The 22,410-nt window shown below is 34.4% G+C and carries 17 protein-coding genes; all 17 read right to left on the bottom strand.

Going from position 1 to position 22,410, the window contains the following annotated elements:
• A complete protein-coding gene (locus FQU21_RS11090; protein ID WP_147678074.1) occupies positions 1-1,077 on the bottom strand; it encodes a mannonate dehydratase in 1,077 nt (358 codons plus the stop codon).
• Between the two features lie 12 nt (positions 1,078-1,089).
• On the bottom strand, positions 1,090-2,277 hold the full coding sequence (locus FQU21_RS11085; RefSeq protein WP_147678073.1) for a CaiB/BaiF CoA transferase family protein: 1,188 nt from the start codon (positions 2,275-2,277) through the stop codon (positions 1,090-1,092).
• 3 nt (positions 2,278-2,280) lie between these two features.
• Entirely contained in the window at positions 2,281-3,051 is a 771-nt protein-coding gene (locus FQU21_RS11080) for an enoyl-CoA hydratase/isomerase family protein (RefSeq protein WP_147678072.1), read from the bottom strand.
• On the bottom strand, positions 3,038-4,195 hold the full coding sequence (locus tag FQU21_RS11075) for an extracellular solute-binding protein (RefSeq protein ID WP_147678071.1): 1,158 nt from the start codon (positions 4,193-4,195) through the stop codon (positions 3,038-3,040). Before FQU21_RS11075 ends, FQU21_RS11080 begins: the two co-directional genes overlap by 14 nt.
• Before the next feature lie 20 nt (positions 4,196-4,215).
• Complete coding sequence (locus FQU21_RS11070) at positions 4,216-5,304, bottom strand: lactonase family protein (RefSeq protein WP_147678070.1); 1,089 nt, start codon at positions 5,302-5,304, stop codon at positions 4,216-4,218.
• Positions 5,305-5,319: 15 nt separating this feature from the next.
• Positions 5,320-6,120 carry an SDR family NAD(P)-dependent oxidoreductase gene (locus FQU21_RS11065; RefSeq protein ID WP_147678069.1) on the bottom strand — a complete coding sequence of 267 codons (801 nt, stop codon included), beginning with the start codon at positions 6,118-6,120 and terminating at the stop codon, positions 5,320-5,322.
• Between the two features lie 40 nt (positions 6,121-6,160).
• Positions 6,161-6,577, bottom strand: coding sequence for a hypothetical protein (locus FQU21_RS11060; protein ID WP_147678068.1), 417 nt, complete (start codon positions 6,575-6,577; stop codon positions 6,161-6,163).
• Between the two features lies 1 nt (position 6,578).
• Complete coding sequence (locus tag FQU21_RS11055) at positions 6,579-8,039, bottom strand: sugar porter family MFS transporter (protein ID WP_147678067.1); 1,461 nt, start codon at positions 8,037-8,039, stop codon at positions 6,579-6,581.
• Between the two features lie 48 nt (positions 8,040-8,087).
• Complete coding sequence (locus FQU21_RS11050) at positions 8,088-8,792, bottom strand: RraA family protein (protein WP_147678066.1); 705 nt, start codon at positions 8,790-8,792, stop codon at positions 8,088-8,090.
• Positions 8,793-8,809: 17 nt separating this feature from the next.
• Positions 8,810-11,665 carry a glycoside hydrolase family 38 N-terminal domain-containing protein gene (locus tag FQU21_RS11045; RefSeq protein ID WP_147678065.1) on the bottom strand — a complete coding sequence of 952 codons (2,856 nt, stop codon included), beginning with the start codon at positions 11,663-11,665 and terminating at the stop codon, positions 8,810-8,812.
• Between the two features lie 63 nt (positions 11,666-11,728).
• Positions 11,729-12,763, bottom strand: a complete 1,035-nt coding sequence (locus tag FQU21_RS11040) for a LacI family DNA-binding transcriptional regulator (protein WP_147678064.1) — start codon at positions 12,761-12,763, stop codon at positions 11,729-11,731.
• A 37-nt stretch (positions 12,764-12,800) separates the two neighbouring features.
• Positions 12,801-14,687, bottom strand: coding sequence for a GxGYxYP domain-containing protein (locus FQU21_RS11035; RefSeq protein ID WP_222708007.1), 1,887 nt, complete (start codon positions 14,685-14,687; stop codon positions 12,801-12,803).
• Positions 14,688-14,700: 13 nt separating this feature from the next.
• The gene (locus FQU21_RS11030; protein WP_147678062.1) at positions 14,701-17,034 is read right to left on the bottom strand and encodes a GH92 family glycosyl hydrolase; all 2,334 of its coding nucleotides are present in this window, start codon (positions 17,032-17,034) and stop codon (positions 14,701-14,703) included.
• Positions 17,035-17,047: 13 nt separating this feature from the next.
• Positions 17,048-18,019 (bottom strand): type I phosphomannose isomerase catalytic subunit, encoded by a 972-nt coding sequence (locus FQU21_RS11025; RefSeq protein ID WP_147678061.1) that lies wholly within the window; start codon positions 18,017-18,019, stop codon positions 17,048-17,050.
• 186 nt (positions 18,020-18,205) lie between these two features.
• Positions 18,206-19,252, bottom strand: coding sequence for a DUF4998 domain-containing protein (locus FQU21_RS11020; RefSeq protein ID WP_147678060.1), 1,047 nt, complete (start codon positions 19,250-19,252; stop codon positions 18,206-18,208).
• Between the two features lie 28 nt (positions 19,253-19,280).
• Complete coding sequence (locus FQU21_RS11015; protein ID WP_147678059.1) at positions 19,281-20,468, bottom strand: DUF5000 domain-containing lipoprotein; 1,188 nt, start codon at positions 20,466-20,468, stop codon at positions 19,281-19,283.
• Positions 20,469-20,496: 28 nt separating this feature from the next.
• Positions 20,497-22,410 (bottom strand): RagB/SusD family nutrient uptake outer membrane protein, encoded by a 1,914-nt coding sequence (locus tag FQU21_RS11010; RefSeq protein WP_147678058.1) that lies wholly within the window; start codon positions 22,408-22,410, stop codon positions 20,497-20,499.

Here is a 22,410-nt window from a genome sequence, read left to right as displayed (position 1 = left end):
CTAGGTTATATTATTAATGGCTCTTAATGCCGCTTTCATATAACCCATAGCGTATGCCATACCAGCATACCATGAGCCATCACAACTCATTTGTGGGGTGTGATCTGGAATTAATATACCTTCAAAGTTATTTTGTTTTAAAATTTCTAAAATCTTAAACATATCAATATCGCCCTCATCTACAAATACCTCTTTATAATTAGGCACTTTACCAACAACATTTCTAAAATGAATATAGGCTATCTTGTTTTGCTTGCTGTATTGGTCTGTGGCTTCATACACATTGCCTTCGGTCATTTCAGAAATGGTTCCTAAACAGAATTCTAAGTTATTATTATCACTTGGTTTGATATCTATAAGACGCTGATACATATCTGGTTGATACACCAATCTTGGTGTGTTTCTAACATAAGGCATTGGTGGATCGTCTGGGTGTGCTGCCATTTTAACTCCGGCTTCTTCAGCTACTGGTATTATGTGGTCTAAAAAGTATTGTAGGCGTTCCCAAAGTATAGCGTGCGACACTCTTTCTACGGTGCCCTTTGGGGCATTGTCGTCATAGACCATATTCCATACCATACCGTTTGGTATAGGTGTTTCATCTACCGAACCTTCCATTCCTACTGAAACCGCACCACCGCGGGCAAAAGGTTTTTCAACTCTACTGGAAACTCCTGCCAATGAAAAATTGTAACCAAAAACAGGAATACCTGCTTGTCCTACAATTTTAATTTGCTCTTTTACCAACGCTATTTGTTCCTCTTTTTTTGGCCCATCTAAAAGAATATCATGCCAAATAGAAGGGTCGAAATTTTCAATAGCGTACCACTCTAAACCATGACTATTAATATCTGCTTTAATTTTTAGAAGCTCTTCTAAAGTCCATAGCTCGCCATTTCCTGCGTTACCCCAACCTCTATCGCCTCCAATGGGTTGGTTGGCATTTGATTTATTATTATCTGTATTACCAAAATAATCTACCATGTGCACTACTAAATGCGTAGCACCACATTGTTTAGCAAATTTATAATGCTGTTCGTTAAGCATGTGACGGTATAATCCAAATCCTAATTTCATGTTATAGTAGTTTTATATATTTTTTTTAAATGCTTTAACTGTTTCTTCCGAATAACCACAAATCTCTTTTAATATCTCTTCGGCATGCTGATTTAATAGAGGTGCTGGTCTATCAATATTTTGCGGTGTATCACTAAATTTTACAGGAAATCCTGTTGTTTTAACCTTGCCTACTTTTGGGTGGTTGTACTCCAATATCATCTCGTTATGTTTTATTTGGGGGTCGGTAACCATTTCCTTAAATGTATTAACCTGAGAACACCAAATATCTTGTGCTAAAAGCTCTTCTAACCATACTTTAGTTGTTTTAGTCTTTAAAACCGCTTCAATATCCAACTTGATAACATCACGATTTTCAATAATGTTATTAGAGTTAAATGTTTCAGAATTATATTTTTCAAGACCAATAGTTTGTGCTATTTTCTGCACAGAACACATCCCTATTGAGATATAACTATCTTTAGTACGATATATACCATAAGGAGCCCCAATCCATGGATTTGGAATACCGCTTTCACTTCGTTCAGGGTTACTTCCTCGATGTAAAAAAGCAGTAATTTCCTGTACATGAAACCCAACCGCTGAATTGAGTAGATTAGCTTCTATTTTTTGTCCTTTCCCCGTTTTTTCTCTGGAGTAAATAGCAGCTAAAACAGATTGATTGATAAATAAACTTGTTAACAAATCTGCTTGTCCTACAGCGGTTACCACCGGAATCTGCCCTTTAAAACCATTTAAAGCGGGCCCTCCACTTATAGACTGCGCCAATAAATCTTGACCAGGTCTGTGTAAATAAGGTCCCGAGGCTCCATATCCTGAGCTTGAACAATACACTAAACCCTCGTTTAATTTTCGCATATCTTGATAACCTAACCCCAACCGTTCCATAACTCCAGGACGAAAATTTTCTACTAAAACATCTGCCTTTTTAATAATATCAATTGCTATTTTTTTATCAGTAGCATCTTTTAAATTTAAAGCAATACTTCTTTTATTTCTATTGAAACTAACAAAAGAGATACTCTCACCTTCTGGATACATATTGCCATAAGCATAGTGTCGCATCCAATCGCCTTTAGGTGGTTCTATTTTAATAATTTCTGCACCCATATCTCCCAACATTTGGGTAGCCCAAGGGCCTTGCGCCAATTGCGAAAAATCGGCTACTATTAAACCTTTTAATGGTCCGTGTTGCTCCATAATTTATTGGTCAGATTTTTTTATAAATTTTTGAATAGCCGCTTGTGCTTCCTCTTGTAAATACAATTTCTTAACCGTCTGCGCTTCGTTATTTATGCGTTCTTCAAAAGGGGTAGCTGTCATACTTAAATTTACCAAACGCTTTAATTCTGCAATAGATTGTTGAGGTCTTCTGGATAATTTACCTGCATAATCCATAGCTTCAGACAGAAAGTTCTCATTTGGAAATACAGCATTTACAACACCCCAATCATTTAAGGTTTTAGCATGGTACTGCCCTCCTAAAAACAACATTTCTTTAACGCGGTTAACGCCTATTTTCTGAATTAATCTTTGCGTACCACCGCCGCCAGGAATTAAACTTAGAAATACTTCTGGCAGTCCCATTTTTGCATCTTCCGAAGCAACTATAAAATCGCAAGACAATGCAATTTCAAAACCACCACCTAAGGCAAAACCATTTACAGCTGCAACCCAAGGTTTTGATGCGTTTTCGATAGCATCATATAATTGCATTCCTTTTTCCTGAAACGTATCAAATTCTTCTGCCGTTTGATTGCCATATTCTTTAATATCAGCTCCTGCCATGAACGCTCTCCCTTCTCCAGTTATTACAGCGACATTTACGTCATCATTTGAATTAATCCATCGGATACCTTCAACAATTTCATCCATCATTTGGCGGTTCATGGCATTCAATTGGCTTGAGCGATTAAATTTTAATACCGCGATCTTATCGGTAACTTCAATCTGTATCGTTTTAAACATCTTCATTATTTCCAACTGATTTATAAAGTGCGTTTAAATCTTTCATAATAATTTCGGAACTTATATTTCTCAATATTCCTTTATGAATAATATCTGCACCATGCTCTTGAAATTGATTCCATCCTGGATGTTGTGGTCGTATGTAAGCGTTTTCAATAGTTAACTTAGTGTCTTTAAAAAAGTTATTACATAGCACATTGTTCTCTGCATTTTCCCAAGCCGTTTTGCTTGCGGGTTGCCCCCCATTTAAAGTAAAAACACCTTTTTGAATCTCTGAACTAGCAGCATACATTACAAAATTTGCTGCTATATTAGGGTGTTTACTTAAAGCTGATACTGCTAAGCCTACGCCTCCCATAATGGTTGAAACATCTTGTTGTGCACCAACTGGACTGTTGGTAAAATGCACAATGTTTTTAGTATAGTTTTTTCTGGAATAGTTAGTGTATCCAAATAAATACGGTGAATAAATGATTTCATTTTCATTACCCATTTTGTCTAATATTTGAATAGGATTCCAATTTAAAGACTCTGGATGACTATGAGCGATATGAAACTTTATATCATTTAAAGCCTCTACACCTACTGTAGCATTTATATGTTGGTTTTCGATAAAATGACGACCATAGCTTTGTGCACATAGGCTTAAAAATGTACACCAAATATCAGTAGGACATAATGACCATGCTACTGAAAATTCTGATGGTATTTTTTTATAAAAGCTTTTAAGATCATTACCATTTTTGGGTAAACTTAATCCTAAAGTTTCAAAAATATCCTTTCTGTATGAAGCTACCAAAGCCGCTGCATCTATAGGCGTTGCATAGAAACGACTGTTGTAATGATATATATCAAAACAATTTCCTAAAGAATCTGATTTTAGTTGTTGTAATTCTTCTAAAGAAATACATGATTCTAAATTAAGTAATAGCCCATTTTTATCGGCTTGCCCCATATAAGGATGGTCTATAGTTATAAAATCGTACTTGCCAATTAACTCTTCTATAGGCATGTCTCCAAATTCTTTTAAAGAGCGAACATCCCATTGTATGTTTACTTTGGGGTTTATCTTCTTGAACGCTTTGGATGCTGCCATTAAGGGCTCATACCCTCTTGGATGATCCCAAGCTATACCTTTAAGTTCAATCATTTTAGCTTATAGTTTTATGTTTACAACCAGCAAATATTAACTGGTGTATTGGCTTCTAGTTTAGACGTCTCTTGTAGCATTCCATTGTTTGGATTTATTTTGAAAACTATTAAAGTATTCGAGTCTTGATTTGCTGCAATGAGCCATTTACCCGTTTTATCAATATTAAAATCTCTTGGCGTTTTTCCTAAGGTAGATTGATGCCCTACAAGACTTAATGTATTAGATTCTTTATTAATTTTGAATATTGCAATAGTATCTGAACCTCGATTTGAAGCATATAGAAATTTTCCGTTTGGGTGTATTCTTATGGCTGCACCACCAATAGCACCAGCATGAGCATCTGGAATAAAACTTATTTTTTGTATAACTTTAGATTTACTGTCTCTTATGTCTGCAACAGAAATTTCACCAGTTAATTCACCCAATATATAGGCAAAATCTTGATTGCTATTCATTACCATATGTCTAGAACCATTACCATCATCAATTTTAATATCAAGGTTTGGTGTGGTTTCCCATTGCTTAGATATATTGTTTAGTTTGTAGGCTTTGGCAATATCTAAAGTTAAATCGACCCCAAACATGCTATTTTTTCCAAAAGGATAAATCATGTGGGCATGTGCCGCTTCCTGTCTTACCTTATTAGGACCCGTCCCTATATGTTTTATATTTTGAGAACAAACGCCTAGACTACCATCTTTTTGAATTGGAAAAGACAATATATTTCCTGATACATAATTGGCTAAAACCAACCTATCTTGAATAATAGCTAAGTGACATGCATAGTCTCCTTCTATTTTTTGTGAGTTTAAAAGAGTTAACTCTCCACCTTCTTCAATTTTGTACGCATATACCTTGGGGTTTAATTTTTCAGGCATTTCCTCTACAGCATAGAGATATTTTTTATCTGCTGAAATAGTAAGATAACTAGGGTTACGTTGCTTGATATAAAACAGGTTTTGTATTTCTCCTGTTTCTAAATTTAGCTGAAAGCACCCTATGCCATTACCTATTGGGGTTTCCGCAGGTGATCCATCTTGCGTGTAACTTCCTGTATAGAATATAGCCATACTTTGTAGTGTTAATGTTAAGAGTATTAGTTTCATTTGTAAAATTATAATTTATTGTTTTTTACGAGGTGGACGCGGGTCGTACTGTATCGTATGATTCATATATGCACCATCAATATAAAGATCTGAACCATTGATATAAGCCGCCATATCGCTTGCAAGAAAAGCTACTGTATGTGCCACTTCAGAAACACTACCAACACGTCCTGATGGAATCCATGTATTGAATTTTTCGCGACCAAATTTGTTAATTTCTTCTCGGTTCATATTGGTTTCTATAGCTCCTGGTGCTACCGAAACCACTCTTATATTACTTTCTGCCAATTCTAAAGACAAACATTTGGATAACATTTTTAAACCCGCTTTTGCAGAACAATAATGAATTAAACCTTTTCTTGGTACCGTATCATGGATAGATGAGATATTGATAATAACACCAGATTTTTTTAATTCCATTCGTCGTCCTGCTTCTTGAGCACATAAAAAAGGCCCTTTTAAATTAATATCGAGCACTCTATCCCACTCCGCTTCTTCTAAATCTAAAACATGTTTTACACTCTCGCTACCTGCGTTATTTACTAAAATATCTATAGTACCAAGTGTTTCATCCAATGTATTAAACATAGCTTTAACCTCTTTATATTTAGACACATTTGCTTTACCAATAGCTACTTTAACATTAAAAGCCGTTTTAATTTCTTCTGCAACAACTTCTGCCTTTTCTTTATTACTGTAATAATTTATAAAAACATTAGCACCACAAGCTGCGAGTTGCTTGCAAATTTCGGCGCCTATACCTTGGCTACCCCCAGTAACTAAAGCGGTTTTACCTGTTAAATCAATATGATTCATATTACTTATTTTTAATCGATTAAGCTTAACTATTTTCTTATTAGTAAGCTGTACTAAAAAGCGTCTTAACCTTTTGTTTTAATTCAATTTGTTTTTCTTCACTTAGTGGAAAAAATTCAAAATCGGAAATGTGTGTGTTTGCTTTTTCTATAATTATAACTTCACTACCTTTTTCCATGGCTATATTATGCCACATATTTTGTGGTATGTTATACACTTTATGCTGCTCCATCAATTCCAACTCAAATACGGGTTCATTATTTTCTATTTTGGCTGCAATTAAAACTGAATTTCCTTTTGTTAAAACAAAAACCTCATCAGTTTTAAGATGTACATCTAATCTTGTTATATTATCTATATGTTGTTCTTCTTGATAGTTAAGTTGCGCTACTTGCCAACCATCTCGAATTAAAAAAGGATGATATCCATCGCCTTCTATTTTGTATGTTTCTATCATTTTATATTTTCTTTTTAGACTTAATTTTAGAGTGCCAATGCTTTTCAATTTCTTCTAGTGTTTTGCCTTTAGTTTCTGGTACAAATTTCCAGATAAACCAAATGGCTGGCATGGTTAAAAATGCATATAAGAAGAACGTGCCTGAAGCATTAATTTTCTCTATTAAAATAGGATTAGTTAACGTGACTACAAAACCGGTAACCATTAAGGAAAAACTCCCTATGGACACTGCCAAACCTCTTATTCTAGTTGGGAAAATTTCACTAATTATAACCCAAACAATTGGACCAAATGAGAATGCAAAACTAGCAACATACATCAATAATGGTATAATAACGAATTGAGAGCCAACTGCAAACAATATACCTACGCCAGACAGTGAAATAAATGCACCAATAACCCCTATCATTAATAATTTTTTTCTACCAAATTTTTCAATCCGAGAAATCGCGACAAACGTAAACGCACTATTTACAACACCTACTAAAACAGCTCCTAAAAACGCACTTTCTACACTTTTTACAGATTCGTTAATAATATTTGGTGCATAATACATTATTGCTGCAATACCACTTAAATGAGCAAACATAGGGAGTAGAATACCTATTAAAAGTGGTATTCTTAAAAACGGCTGAAACAGTTCAGCAAATCCGCCTGTTTCTTCTCTCTCTAAAGCGTTTATGGCTTTCATCTCTATTTGAGCTTCTTCTTTACCGAGTATTTTCTCCATTATTTTAAGAGCTTCAACTTTTCTACCTTTAGTAATTAACCATCTAGGGGTTTCTGGTACTATAAAAAGTAAGCATAAAAATAGTAATGCAATAGGCACTTCTGTTCCGAACATACCACGCCATAACTCATCTACAAATAACCAATTCCAAAATGAACTTGCTTCGTTTGATATAACTCCAGCTGCATCGCCAGCATTGCTTAATACTATCCAATCTACCAAAAAAGCTAAAAGGATACCTAAAGTAATGGACAATTGATACAAAGAAACCATTTTACCTCTATTCTCTGGTTTAGAAAGTTCCGAAATATAAATTGGTGCTACTACAGAGGTTATACCTACACCAATACCGCCTATTAACCGCACGACTATTAAAAAATTAAAAGCTGAATTAACATTAGAGGTTATCCAAAAACTATTATCTAAATTTCCTAAAAATTGAGGAGGCAACATGGAGCCTAAAGCTGAAACCGTTAAACAAGCTGCTGCTAAAATGAGTGCCTTTTTTCTTCCAAATTTATCTGTTATAGACCCAGCCACTACACATCCTAAAATTGTACCTAGTAATGCTGATGATACTACCCAACCTAACATGGCTGCAGACAATTGAAAATGCTGTTCTAAAAACGAATTACATCCAGAAATAATAGCGGTGTCATATCCAAACAAAAATCCTCCGATGGTAGACACAAAGCTTATTCCTAATAAGTAGTTAGATTTTTTAGTACTCATAAATATTTGGTTTTAGTTTAGTTAATTTAAGTTTTGCATAGTATAATATTACATAATCCCGAATTTATTGTAAGCATCCACAGTACTCATACCTTCTTCTAAAGCTTTCTTTACCAACTGTTCGCCTCTAGCTTTTTCTATAGCCCCTATAAAAACTTTCTCCTCTACTTCTTTTGGCACTATAACCACGCCGTCTCTATCGCCATAAATAATATCGCCAGGATTAATGCGAGTTCCTTCAATTTCTATAGGTATACGATAATCGATTACCTTACCTCTTGGGCCTTGATCTTGAGCATAACCTCCATAAGAAAAGGTTGGGAAATTGAGATTTAAAACTTCATTTGTATCTCTAGAATAGCCATGAAGAATAGCTCCTGATGCTTTTAACTTCATAGCTCTTGTACTCATAAGTCCACCCCAAAGTGCATACCTTGGAGATGAGCCCGAACAGATGTAAACTTCGTCTTCTTTTAAATCGTCTAAAGCTTCAAACATAATCCCAAAAGGTTTTTTCATCATTGGGTTGTTGGTGCTTTTAGAACTTTCTTCAAATACATCGGCCTCTAAAACGGGCATGGCCCTGCCTATTAAAACAAAATCATCATTTAGAGGTTTAATATTTGGAGGTAAAAATTGATGTTGATATCCCAGGGTGTCAAGTATATCGCCGACTAAGGCAACAAATAATTCAGACTTTGCTATGGCGTAAAGTTCCTTATCATTTTGCCATATTTTATTAGTGGTATCCATATCGTATATTAAAATAATTAATTGTTTATTAGAATTTTATAGGTTTCAATAGCGTTATTACCTATATCAATTTTTATGTTCTTACCTTTTAATCCTAATGTTTCCGTTTCTTCTTCAATTAAGTTCGTTTTTATAACTTTTGAAGCTGCTTTTGGTAGTGTAATTGTTGGTTCACTAGCTTTTCCATTAAGTTCCACTAATCTTAAAACAATAGCATTATCATCTTCCGCTTTTTTAATTGTGCTCACACGTACCATAGGATCTGAAACATTAAAAAAGCTATGAGTGGTAGACAAAATACCTGTATAATTTTTCTTTTCTTTTCGTACTACTTGTAACGGGTGATTTGAACCATTTCCAAATTGATAAGATGTATTATCATTAGCTTCGTGAGAGGTTATTGAAAATTTAAAATGGTGATCTCCTGTTTGGTGATACCAGTTTCCTTCTCCATGACAGCTTTTATGCGAAGCCATAAGAATACCTTGAAGTACTGTATATTCTACAGATTCCCTAGTTGGGTCTATCCAATCTGCCAATGCTACATCAGTAGCCAAGGTAACTTGAAATCCTTCTTTTTCTGAAGAAATAAAATTCATGACTTCTCTTGGATGGATTTCAACAGGTTTTTGGTCATAGGTTCCACCCCAAGCCCATCCACGTGGTGCTTGTTTCATTTCAGATTTTCCTACTTCAGCAATGGCTAATGGCACTTCATATTTGATAGTAGAATCTTCCATATCTAAAGGCAACATAAATCTAAACTCACGATTGTGAGTACCATCCCAATTTAAAATATCTACAGAAACATCAATTTTCTTAATATGGTGATGCACTTTTATATACTGTACAATCTCTGCATGTTTAAATTTAACTTTGTTGCTATATTCCGTATACACACTACCATCACTAATAATCTCCCAGTTTGCTGTATGCATACTTGCTTTATTAAAACCATCCATTTTAGGTTCTGTCATTTGTGTAAACTCACCTGCTCCATTACCATCATATTTCATAGTAATAATATCGCCTCCAGAAAACCTTGTTGATTTTACAACTTCTTTATTTAATTTATTATCAAATAAATACGTTAAACCTCCATCTCCTAAACGCAAGGTGTAAAACTCATTACTTAGGGCATTTGGTGTGACTGATTTTTTAACCTTAACAGATTTTTTTCCTTGTTTTAAATAAAATGTAGTATAACCCAAAGGAGGCGTATTTGGAGCTACAAACTCTAATATTCTTTTACCATCTCTGTTACTTATTTGGGAAGGCACAGCTGTTCCATTAGCATCAACCACATAATAGCTTGAATTGTCTTTTATCTCTAAAGTAGCTGTAGCAGTTCTTTCCCAAGACAGGTCGTTATAAACAATAACGGCATTATTGCGCTTAGTTTTTACGTTTTTAGATATGGATTGAAGAGATTTTTCAATTAATCTATCGGCTTCCGAAGCGGCAAATTCTAGTTTAGCGCGAAAAATACTATCGGTAATATGTCCGTTTTTTCCTCCCCATCCATGATCTGGATAAATAGACTCTTCAAAAGCATTAGATAAGGCTTCTGTTGGGTAACTATCAAATGATCCTTTTAAAATAGCATCTATAGAAGCAAAAATTTCTGCTGAAGGCAATAAGCGTCCTGCTTTTCTTGAAGCCGTAATAGCTTTTGCATGCCCAGGACCGTGAATGTAAGACCATAAATTTGGTCTTTCTCCAGAAATTTTTTCAAAAATAGCATCTGGTGTCTTAATTTCATTCATTAATGCAGTTACAGAAGAATGCTTTAGTTTTGGCATTTTAACACCTGTTTTCTTTATAATATTATTCCATTCTGTTACTATATGACCATAATTAGCAGGCCCAGCAGCATCGTTACTAATTAGTATTGCAAAATGAGGAGGCAAATTTCTTTCTTTATAATAATCTCCCCACATTTTTACTCTCGACTGTAGTTTATGCATGGCTTCTATAGCATCTTGCTCAAAAAGCTTATAAAACATAACCGCCCAACCATAATTTCCAGGACTGTATGTTGGTATTTTAGAACCGTCTGGAGAATACCAATTGTAATAACCTTCTTTCATTCTAGAAACAAACAGGTTTTCTACACCTGATTTGGCTAGTATTTGAGGGAACTGTAATGTTCTTCCTGGAACATCAGTGTTAAAAGCAGTTACCACATCGTTACCTTCAAAATTCTTTTTAAGCCAGCGTCTTCCAAAATACATTTCACGAATTAACTGTTCATCGGTTTGCATCCCTTCATAAGGTTGGTTGTATGTTGCCCCCCAGGTAAATCTGCCTTCGTTAGAGCGCAGCATAACTTCTCCTTTTCTATCGGGAAATTCTTCTATAAATTCTTTAAGATTTAGTGTTTGCTCCATCCCAAAATGAAATGCTTTATCTGTATCCATCATATCCAAAGCAGGTGCTATAATGTCGTGTATACGTTCATGTCTGCAGTATGCTGGCGTATCCATCCATGCAATGTCTTGATGAGAGGATGATATAATATGAAATGTACCTTCATTAAAATACCCCCAATCTGTTGTAACTAATGGGGTAAACAGTTGTTTTGTAGAATTTTTTCTAGAAGTAGCGACAAAGGTTATGTTTTCTGGTGTTCCAAAAACGGGTAGCCAAAGCCATGCTTTACCATCTTCTTGCTTTATTGTTATAGTTTCTCCACTATCAAAAAGCACTTTTTTAAATAATTGAGGATTCGCTATATCTAAACTAGCTTTTGCTAGTAAATTTCCAGTGACCTCCTTATATTCATAAGGTTCTACATATTTAATGTTAATCGTTTTTTGTCCAAAAGCAAAACTAAAAACGAACATCAGGATTAAAATTGAGTGTTTTTTCATTGTTAATTTATTTAATTCTTACTTACTAAATCGGTTTAGTTGTTGGTTAAAAAAAGTTGTTAGTTATTCTAACTCACCACAAGACGCTCTAATTTCAAGTTTTGTCTCTAACACTTTGGTTTCTGTTTTTCCATGAATAGCCCCATTCATCTTATTTAATAATATTTTTACAGCGGTGCTTCCAATTTCATTTGTAGGTTGAATTACAGATGTTATTGGAGGGTCTACAATATCAAAAGCACTTAATTCATCAAAACTAACAATAGCGACATCTTTTGGTACACTTATGCTTAACTTTTTAAGTACTCTTAAACCTTGAGAAGCTAAATAATGTGTAGAAAACACAATAGCGTCCACTGTTTTTTTACCAGATATCAGATTTATTATAGCATTTTCTATTTCCTTAAAATACGATTCTCGCTCAATTTCTACAATATGTGACTCTTCAGGTTTAATATCGAAATCTATTAAAGCGTCTTTATAACCTTGCAATCTTTGCGCAATAGGCTCTAATCCTGGTTTTAAGGTAATTAGTCCTATTTTTTTTCGTCCTAGCCCTAACAAGTGTTTTGTTATTTTTTTTGTTCCTAAATAATTATCCACCACAACGTAATCTGTATCTTTATCAGGATAATATCTATCAAACAAAACAAAAGGAAATTTCTCTTTTTTCAAAAAATCAATTTCTTTTTGATTTTGCTGAGTAGATGCTATAATTAATCCATCTACTTGCCTATTTAACATGGAATGTATCAATTTACCTTCTTTTTTAGGATCTTCATAAGAACTACTAAAAAGCACTGTATATCCTTGTTCTTGGGCTTCTTTTTCTATCACACCCGCCACTTTAGAATAAAACGTATCTGAAATATTTGGTATAATTAAACCAATGGTTTCGCTCTTTCCTCTACTTAATCCTCTAGCTAATTGGTTTGGAACATATCCATTTTTCTTGGCGTATTCTTTAATTCTTTTTTGGGTATCGGCACTAATTTTATTTTCGTCACCTTTATTGTTAAGCACGAAAGATACTGTTGTTTTAGATATATTTAAATCATTAGCAATATCTTTTAACGCGTATTTTTTATTTCTAACCAAAACTAAACCGATTTAGTCTGCTAAACTAATCATTATTTTAGAATAATTCTAATCTTTTTTTAGTTTGTTCTGATTTATAATACATTTTTACCCTCCAAATCAATTCTTCTACATTTACTATTTTAAAGTTATCGTTTAATTTGCTAGCGTTTAATTTAGCTATTCCCGGACCTATTATAGGACCTAAAACATTTTCTGCCACTTCATCTTTTGAATTACCCGTATCTGAAAACCTACTCCATGCATGAATGGATATCAAATTAAAAGGATTACTGTCAGATTCTGAATTTAACTTATTGGCGATGTATGTTGGCGTACCTTCGCGTTCATGATTTTTGTTTCCAAAATTCCACAGCGAATATTTAACGGTTATTATTGGAATATCATAACCATCACTATTGGTTTCCCAATAAATGTCACCTTTACCACCGGCATAGGGCGAATATTGTACCGCCAATATACCCTCTAATTGATTGTTGGCTTGTATATAGGCTCGGTAGGCTTCTTTTGCTTCATTTGAACTCACATTTTTTGCCATTAACGATAAAACTTTAATGCGGTGTTGGCGCATATGTGCAGCTGTGGCATTAGCGATTTGCTTTAAACTTTCTGCTCTGTTTCCTTTTATTCCAAAAAGATCGGCATAGTTATAACCTCCCCCAAAAGTCTGTACGATTGAGGTATTTTCACCTTGTTTATCGAACAGTAACTGCATAACATCTGGAGCCATCATAGATAAATTATCAACCGGGAGACCAAAGGCTATTTTCATGTTATCGGCTTCGGGGTGTGTAAAATAATACTCTCCATCAAAGCCATTCATCATCCATTGCACGTTATCGCCATCAGATAAATGATAGGATACGTATTTTTTGCCTTTTTCAGAAAAATCTATCGATTTTGGATCCAGAACTGTTGCTAACCCACTTTGACGTTTTTTATAAAGTAGAGACGTTAAATTTAAATTGTACATCCAGTCTGCCGGAACCATGATATTTCCAGTTTCTGATACTTTATTTACAAATAAATCTTCGCCTACACCATGTTCCCATCCATAAATGGGTGAACCAGGTTTTAACCACTGCAATACCTCATTAAACAAAGCCGTGTTTTGTCCTGCCGAGGCATCGTTATATTTTTTGTTTAAATTAATTACAAATAAATTGTTTTTGATAGCAAATTCTCTTTGTTCTCCTGTTTGAAGCGGCATAACCACCAAAGCATTATTATTGCATTTATCTTTAAACTCGTTCCATGCATCTTGAGTGGTTTTTTTTGACGCATCATACATCATTTTATAACCTAATGAATCAAAATAGTCTTTATCTCTAACATCAACAATAATAGCATTATACACATGCGAAGCCACGGTAGCTACCGTATTACTTTCTGGATTATTTTCAACATCTGTTAACACATAACCATTAAATAAATCTTTCACTTGTACTTTTACACCGTTAACCTCAGTATAAGCTTTCGTTACAAGCTCTATTCCTGTTGTTTCACCGTGTTCTTCAACACCTATTTGGGCTAATCCTTGTTTTGCTAACTTATAGGATTCTTTGCCACTATGGTCATGCAACCATATGCCAATATCGCTTTTTCCTTGATCTACAGCCCTGTTTACCAAACCAGAAATAGATTGGCATAACAAATGGTATTGCATACCTTTTGTTAATTCTTTATGGCCCAATTCATTTTTATGAAGTTTGGGTATTAAACCTGTAATACTCCAGTATTTTTTGGGCTTTATTTGCATTTCTAAGTGCCAATATTGCCCTTTATCTTCAAAAGAATCGTACTGATCATTATAAACTTTAGCATCTTTCTTATGCCCTGTATCTGTATTTTCTTTTTTTGAATTACTATTACAAGAATTTAATGATAAAGCGAAACCTAGTAATACAATTACTATTTTATTCATAATTATTTTGATTCTAGTTTTTTATACTTAATGAATAAGGAACCGATTCGTCTGTATTTGCCCAATTTTTATTAGGAGTGGCGTTCATTTCAAATTTTAAGGTTCCGCCTGCCATCACATCATTATAATCTAAATACGATTTATTGTAATCCTTACCATTTAAAGTTGCAGATTGGATATACACATTTTCCTTAGTGTTTTGTGGTGCTGAAATTTCGAAAGTGTTTCCATTTTCTAAATGAATAGTTGCCTTTTTAAACAATGGACTCCCTATAACGTATTGATCTACACCTGGTGTTACCGGATAAAATCCTAACGAACTAAACACATACCAAGCAGAAGTTTGACCGTTATCTTCATCGCCACAATACCCATCGGGTGTAGGTGCATATAATTTAGTTAATACTTCTCTTATTTTTTCTTGCGCTTTATAGGATGCATTGGCGTAATTGTATAAATATATCATGTGCTGAATGGGTTGATTACCATGCGCGTAATTACCCATGTTCATGATTTGCATTTCACGAATTTCGTGTATGGTAAATCCGTAGTATGAATGATCGAAAACTGGAGGCATTTCAAACACTTCATCCAATTTGCTTTCAAAAGCTTTTTTACCACCCATTAATTCCATTAGCCCATTTACATCGTGAAAAACAGACCATGTATAGTGAATGCTATTCCCTTCAGTAAAGGCATCGCCCCATTTAAGTGGGTTGAATGGTTTCTGAAATGTACCATCTTCATTTTTACCACGCATCCATTTGGTTTCTGGATCGAATAGGTTTTTGTAGTTCAAAGATTGTTTGTAGAAACGTTCTGCAACATCTTTCTTCCCTAATTTATCTGCCATTTGAGCCATGGTAAAGTCGGCATAGGCGTACTCTAATGTTCTTGCTGCATTTTCGTTGATACCAACATTATAGGGTACATAACCTAATTTATTGTAATATTCTACGCCTTCTCTCCCTACAGATTTTAGGGTATTCCCGCCTTTAGAAAGCGGTCTTCCTTTGGAAGTCGTTGCATTTTTTAACATGGCTTCAAATAGCACCTCTTGGTCTTTTATGTGAACGCCTTTTAAAAAAGCATCGGCTATAATGGGTGCTGAGTTAGACCCTACCATGCAATCTCTATGGCCTGGACTTGCCCACTCTGGTAACCAACCCGATTCTTTATAGGTATTAGCAAGACCTTCCATAATTTTTGAATTTAACTCTGGATACATCATGTTGAAAAATGGAAACACAGCTCTAAAGGTATCCCAAAAACCATTATCGGTAAACATATATCCTGGTAAAACTTCTCCGTTGTACGGACTGTAATGTACAATAGCATTGTTTTTATCAATTTCGTGAAATTGTCTTGGAAATAACAATACACGGTACAAACAAGAATAAAAAGTTCTTAAATTATCAATATTATCATCTTCAATCACTATTCTTCCTAGTTCTTTCTCCCATGAAGCTTTTGCCTTTGTTAAAGTGGTTTTAAAATTATCATCTCCTATTTCTCTATTTAGGTTAAGTTGTGCTTGCTCTGGACTTATAAAAGAAGAGGCTACTTTTACGTGTACTTCTTCACCTTTTTTGGTTTTAAAACCTATTATTGCTCCAACGTGTTCACCCTCATTTTCGGTACTGTTTTCTGCTAATTCCCAATTATCGCCCCATGTATGGGTTAATTCAAAATCTTTATCAAATTCGGCAACAAAATAGTTGTGAAAATTCTCTGGAACACCACCGCTATTGTTTCTGCAATACCCGATTATTTTACGTTCTTCAGGAATAATTTTAACCATGGACCCTTTAAAAAAACCGTCTAGTAGAATATAAGATTGATTTTCGGGAAATGTAAATTTGAAATGTGCTGCTCGTTCTGTTGGGGTCACTTCTGCAACAACATCATAATCGGCTAAATAAGTTTTATAATAATGTGGTTTTACAGTTTCTGCTTTATGAGAAAACCAAGATTCACGCTCGTTTTCTTTATATTTTAAGTCTCCGGTTACTGCCATTAATGAAAAAGCGGCATAATCATTAATCCAAGGGCTTGGTTGATGAGTTTGCTTAATGCCTCGAATTTTATTTTCATCATATTTATAGGTCCATCCATCTCCCATTTTAGAGGTCATGGGTGTCCAAAAATTCATACCCCATGGTGTTGCTATGGCGGGATATGTGTTTCCGTTTGATAGTTCAAAAGAAGAGTCTGTTCCCATTAAGGGGTTTACAAAATCTACAAAACTTTCGTCTTTTATTGTTGTGTTGGTTTCTCCATGTCCGTCTTCTGTATTAACACAAGAGACAACGAATAATGATAATATTAAATAAAATAACTTCTTCATAAATAATGTTTTATTAATAATAAACCTCTAAAAGTTTAGCTTTTGTGGCTTTTAACTGTAATTGATTTAAACTTGCAGGAATTAATAATGTTTCTCCCTGTTTTAACTGATAATTTTCGCCATTACTGGTAACAATAACCTCGCCTTGGACACAAATATAAATAACGAATGAGTCTATTGTAGAATAATCTTTTTTTACCTCTTGATTTAAATCTAATATATTGGTTTTAAAATAAGGAGAATGTACTAGAGTGTTTGATACATTTTTATCAAGATTATAATGTGTTTTATAAGTATTATGTACGTTATAATCTATAACATCTATGGCCAAATTGTTATGTAATTCTCTTTTCGCTCCAGTTTTAGCGTCTACCCTATCGTAATCGTAAATTCTATAAGTTATATCGGAGGTTTGCTGAATTTCTGCCAGTAAAACACCTGCGCCTATAGCATGCACACGACCAGTTGGAATATAAAACGTATCGCCATTACTTACTTTTTCATGATGCATTACATTTAAAATTGTATTATTTTCCAAATGCGTTTTATAGTCTGCTTGTGTAATTTGCTTATCGAAACCAACAATTAACTCGGCATCATCATCGGCTTGCATAACATACCACATTTCATTTTTTCCAAAGGAATTATGACGCTCTTTTGCTATTTCATTACTTGGATGTACTTGAATTGAAAGCGGTGTTTTAGCATCTATAAACTTTATAAGTAACGGAAATGTATCTCCAAAAATATCATAAACTATTTCTCCTAAAAAATCTCCTTTATGAATAGTTAGTAACTCTTTTAAGCTTTTTCCTTTTAATGGTCCTTCTGCAACTAAAGTCTCATCATTTTCTACTCCTGAAATTTCCCAAGATTCTCCTATATTTTCTTCTGAATATTTTTTATTTAATACGGTTTTTAATTTTTCTCCACCCCATATTCTGTATTTGAATATTGGTGCAAATTTTAATGGGTATAGTTTCATTTTTAATTTTATCTGGTATTTTTTTACTCTTGTTTGCTCTTTACAAAACAACATAATTTATTCTTTATCGACCTAGAATTTGTGTGCATTTTAATGGAAAAAACCTTAAATGTTCCTGTTGTAAATAAACATAAACTATTAAGGTTTAATACCATACTAGGTTTGCACTTATATGAAGTGAAACGTTTAATCTTGTAATTTCACAGCCACAGTGAAGTCGCCCCACAGATTACTTCTATCTAGGTTATCAATATGTAGCCTTACGCTAATAATACCATCGCAATAAGAAATAAAATTATCATCACTTTCAATACTTTCTGCGGTCATGTACCAGGGTGCTCCAAAATTTCCTATTTCTTGTAAATCTACCGAAGTCTTTAATGTTACGGGGTCTACATTTATTAGCATTGGAACAGCATTTCCTGCATCGGTTGATAATATATAAGAATATTGATAGTCACTTATTTTAGTAACCTCTCGCTTATGGCCTTTATTAGGCATCCACCCATGAGGTGTATTATGTTCTGAAACCACCTCGTAATCACCTGTTTTTAATTCAATAGTTTTTATGGTTTCCGTTTTAAAGGCGGTATAAAACGTATCAATTGACTTAGTATCTGGAACATGAAGGGTTCTGTACTCAAATGACGTTCCCGCTTTTATCCCCTCTAAAGTTGTTGTTTGGTCTTGGTTAGCTACTACTATGGTCTGTTCTTCATCTAATTCGTTTATATATTTAACCTCTACTCCTATCATAGTAGAAATAGGCATACCCCATTTTATAATGCCGCAAGTGGCAGACTCAATTTGTCTATTAAAAATAGAGTTTTGAAACGTATTACCGAAAACAGTTCCTGAAACATCCTTAACCACAGATTGGTTTCCAAATGTATCAAACGTATAAAGTTGAAAGTTATATACGCCTTCTTGTAAATTTTCTATCAGTAAATCTATAGTATCATTAGCCTTGGTTCTAGAAAACATGACCTCTGTAGAATCTTGTCTGTTTTTCCAAAAAGCCGTGATTTTATTAACTGTAGGATCGCTACCGAGTACCATGGCTAACTGTATCCTGTTTTTTCCTGGGTGAACTATTACAGAATCTACCTTGGCTGGGTATACAATATCTCCACCTTCTTTATATTTATTAAATTCATCTATAGGCGTACAAGCAGCAAAAACCACCAACCCAAGAATTAAACAAATAATACTTATATTTTTTATAGTTTTCATTTTTTTATATTTAAAGTGACCATCTAAATTAATCTACTGGTTGCCCCCATAGTGATATCTCATTAAAATTAACATACGTTCCGTTTGACCAATTACGTAATGTTTTAAATCTAATATATCTATATCCCTTTGTGTTTAAAGGAAATACAATTGTTTCCCCTGCTTCAGCTGCAGCGAGGTCATCGTTAGATAATTGTCCATTTGGCAATCCAGAAGGTTTTATTTGCTCATATTCTATTATTAAATCCCAAGACTCCCAACTACCATCAGGAGCGGGATCATTAGACCCATAAATTTCAATGTTTCTCGGATTATGCAAACTATATAGCCAACGCGTACCATCCGACCTCATCCACCAAGTCAACCTACTTAATTTTACTTTTTTCCCAAGATCAAAAGAAAACCATTGAGGCATCCTTGCTTGGTCTCCACTAGAATAAAACCCACCGCCTTCTGTAATATCATCATTAAACAAGGCTGGTATATTACCTCCGTATCCTAAAATAGCATCATTTGGTAAGGTTAAATCTGTAATTTCACTTTTATCAATTTCCGTTTCAAAATATGGAGTCAAACTAACCATTGTGGTATCAGAAATATTTCCCCAACGGTCTCGAATATAAACACCAAAGTCGGTCTCTACAGATTCAAATCCTCTAGTAGAAAAACGTCCTTCTATTTTCTGTGTGTAGTAAGTGTTATATGGAATAAAATTACCTAGCGAATCGTTAGCCAATACAACAATAGCTAGGTTATCTTCGGTTGGGTTTTCAAAATCAACAAAAATCCCTCCAAAATCTGGTCCAATATTTAAACTTTCACTAACATTTTGGTATGGTGCCTTTTCTGGATTTACCGTTACTGTGATTGGTTTTGAAACATTTTCACCCCGATCTACAGCATACAGTTGTACCTCATAAGGCTTGTTGTTTCCAAAACCAGTTAGTGTCATTTCATTAGTATAATATGACGCCTTAGCTTCTCTAACAACATTTCGCTCTGTATTATAAACGGCCTTAGCATAAAACACATCTGGATCGTCTGGAAGTGTATAGCTCAATACTACACTACCAGAGAGATTTTCAATCTGTACATCTGAAATAGGACCTGGTGGCGTACCATCATTTTCTGTTGGCTTTAACAAATCTGTTGTACAGCCCACAGAAAATACCACTATTAGTATGACAGCACTTAGATGATATATATATTTTTTCATGGTTTAAAGTTTTATTTTTTAGTTTAGTTTACCACCCAGGATTTTGAATTAAACTAGGGTTAGTTGTGAGTACATTATCGGACAGAGGCCAAAAATAATCTCGGGGCACATTAAACTTTTGATCGAACAATAACGTTTTTCGGTTATAGGTTTCATAATCTTCTTGTCCAATATCCCAACCGTAAATCGGCGCGTTTAATAAGGTTCCAGATTTTTTCCAACGCTTTAAATCCCAAAAACGTTTTCCTTCTAAAGCTAATTCTATTAAACGTTCCTGCTGTATTATTTCTCTTAACCCATCTTTATTTCCATATTTTCCGGGATTTGTTGAATAATTGCTCCAGGATGTTTCTACTGTTTCCAAACCAGCTCTTTCTCGTACTTTATTAATATAGTTTAAAGCTAAAGCGTTATTATCGGTTTCATTTAATGCTTCGGCATACAGTAAATACAAATCTGCTAATCGCATTACGGGCCAAGGATAAAATTCTAAACTCACTCCACCTCCTTGCGATATTACCATATCCCAATTAACCAGTTTTTTAGCATAATATCCTGTTATAGAATACAAAACACTCTGTTTTTTACCTGCAAACTGTCCTGTTTTAGTTTTTAAATCCCAGGTATTATTACGCATAAACCATGTAGCGCCATCGAAACCTAAATTTGCATAAAATCGTGGTTCTCTATTAAAATGTAGACCTACTGTTTTGTAGCCTTCTTGCATGCCTTCATCACTGGCTTCAACGGTACGTAAATTATATCTATCTTGGTAACTCCATGTTTTATCTTCATCAATAGGCACTCCGTTTTCGGTATAAAATAATTCTGCTATACGTAAGGTTGGAGCAAAATGTGCTTTTAGATTTAAACTAGTTATATTGGGGTCTAAATTAGGGCTAGCGGTTAACTGTACCGCCCATGAAGGCACATCGGATCCTACGTTACCCCAAATAAGCTCAGAATTCCACTTATCGCAAACTGCATTTCTAATGCTCATTTCAGTTTGAATTCTATCTGTAACTCCTTGAGCGTTTTCATCGAACTCATACAACGTAATTCCTGCGGCCTCACATGCTTCAACAGCTTCTTCGCAAGCTTTTAACGCTTTGTTCCATTTCTCTATTTCGAAATTAGTATTGAATAAAGGAGTACCATCATTGGCTAAAAAGTTATCGTAATCTGTATTACCATTAAATAACGGACTTGCCGCAGTTACTAAAATGCGAGCTTTTATAGATAAAGCTATAGGTTTTGTAATTCTACCAAGTTCTGTGGTTTTATTATCAATTCTATCGGGTAAACCGCCGTTTGTTCCTTCTTCTGTAACAGAATCTATTAAACTTACTATATAATCTACCACTTCATCTACCGGTCTTCTTTCTACTCTAACCTCATCAGAGTTTGCCGATATAGGTAAGTTCTCATCTACAATAGGTATTGGGCCATACAATTTCATTAAATACCAATGATAATATGCTTTAAGGAATTTAACCTCTGCCATCCATCTGCTTTTAAGAAACGGTTCTAAATCGGTTACCTTTTCAATATTTTCTAGAAAAATATTACAAGATCGAACCCCTTGCCATAGCGGAGGAACCCGACCGCCTCCTTCCCAAAAATTCATTAGAGGGCTTACTCTATTTTGTAAACCACGAGCAATTTGGTAAGGATCTAACGAGGTTGCATAACCATCAGGAATTGGCCAAAAAATCCAATACTCATCGCCTGCATAAAATTCAGGATTCCCCTCTGGATCATCAAACCGAGGTAAATAAGAGTAGCAAGTAAAAAGGTACTTTTCTGCTTGTGTTTTATCAACAAAAGCATTGTCTATGGTAGCTACGTTATCTGGAACAACGTCTAGATAATCACTACAAGAACTGATTATTCCAAAAAAAGTTAAAACAAGCAGTATATTTATTTTTTTTATTGTTTTCAT

The organism is Algibacter pacificus (assembly GCF_008033385.1).
Classification (GTDB): Bacteria; Bacteroidota; Bacteroidia; order Flavobacteriales; family Flavobacteriaceae; genus Algibacter; species Algibacter pacificus.
This window is presented reverse-complemented; position numbering and strand designations above follow the sequence as displayed.

What these genes read in the sequence shown, in the direction of transcription:
- FQU21_RS11090 (WP_147678074.1), bottom strand. Translation starts at nt 1,077, where the DNA reads ATGAAATTAGGATTTGGATTATACCGTCACATGCTTAACGAACAGCAT.
- FQU21_RS11085 (WP_147678073.1), bottom strand. Translation starts at nt 2,277, where the DNA reads ATGGAGCAACACGGACCATTAAAAGGTTTAATAGTAGCCGATTTTTCG.
- FQU21_RS11080 (WP_147678072.1), bottom strand. Translation starts at nt 3,051, where the DNA reads ATGAAGATGTTTAAAACGATACAGATTGAAGTTACCGATAAGATCGCG.
- FQU21_RS11075 (WP_147678071.1), bottom strand. Translation starts at nt 4,195, where the DNA reads ATGATTGAACTTAAAGGTATAGCTTGGGATCATCCAAGAGGGTATGAG.
- FQU21_RS11070 (WP_147678070.1), bottom strand. Translation starts at nt 5,304, where the DNA reads ATGAAACTAATACTCTTAACATTAACACTACAAAGTATGGCTATATTC.
- FQU21_RS11065 (WP_147678069.1), bottom strand. Translation starts at nt 6,120, where the DNA reads ATGAATCATATTGATTTAACAGGTAAAACCGCTTTAGTTACTGGGGGT.
- FQU21_RS11060 (WP_147678068.1), bottom strand. Translation starts at nt 6,577, where the DNA reads ATGATAGAAACATACAAAATAGAAGGCGATGGATATCATCCTTTTTTA.
- FQU21_RS11055 (WP_147678067.1), bottom strand. Translation starts at nt 8,039, where the DNA reads ATGAGTACTAAAAAATCTAACTACTTATTAGGAATAAGCTTTGTGTCT.
- FQU21_RS11050 (WP_147678066.1), bottom strand. Translation starts at nt 8,792, where the DNA reads ATGGATACCACTAATAAAATATGGCAAAATGATAAGGAACTTTACGCC.
- FQU21_RS11045 (WP_147678065.1), bottom strand. Translation starts at nt 11,665, where the DNA reads ATGAAAAAACACTCAATTTTAATCCTGATGTTCGTTTTTAGTTTTGCT.
- FQU21_RS11035 (WP_222708007.1), bottom strand. Translation starts at nt 14,687, where the DNA reads ATGAATAAAATAGTAATTGTATTACTAGGTTTCGCTTTATCATTAAAT.
- FQU21_RS11030 (WP_147678062.1), bottom strand. Translation starts at nt 17,034, where the DNA reads ATGAAGAAGTTATTTTATTTAATATTATCATTATTCGTTGTCTCTTGT.
- FQU21_RS11025 (WP_147678061.1), bottom strand. Translation starts at nt 18,019, where the DNA reads ATGAAACTATACCCATTAAAATTTGCACCAATATTCAAATACAGAATA.
- FQU21_RS11020 (WP_147678060.1), bottom strand. Translation starts at nt 19,252, where the DNA reads ATGAAAACTATAAAAAATATAAGTATTATTTGTTTAATTCTTGGGTTG.
- FQU21_RS11015 (WP_147678059.1), bottom strand. Translation starts at nt 20,468, where the DNA reads ATGAAAAAATATATATATCATCTAAGTGCTGTCATACTAATAGTGGTA.
- FQU21_RS11010 (WP_147678058.1), bottom strand. Translation starts at nt 22,410, where the DNA reads ATGAAAACAATAAAAAAAATAAATATACTGCTTGTTTTAACTTTTTTT.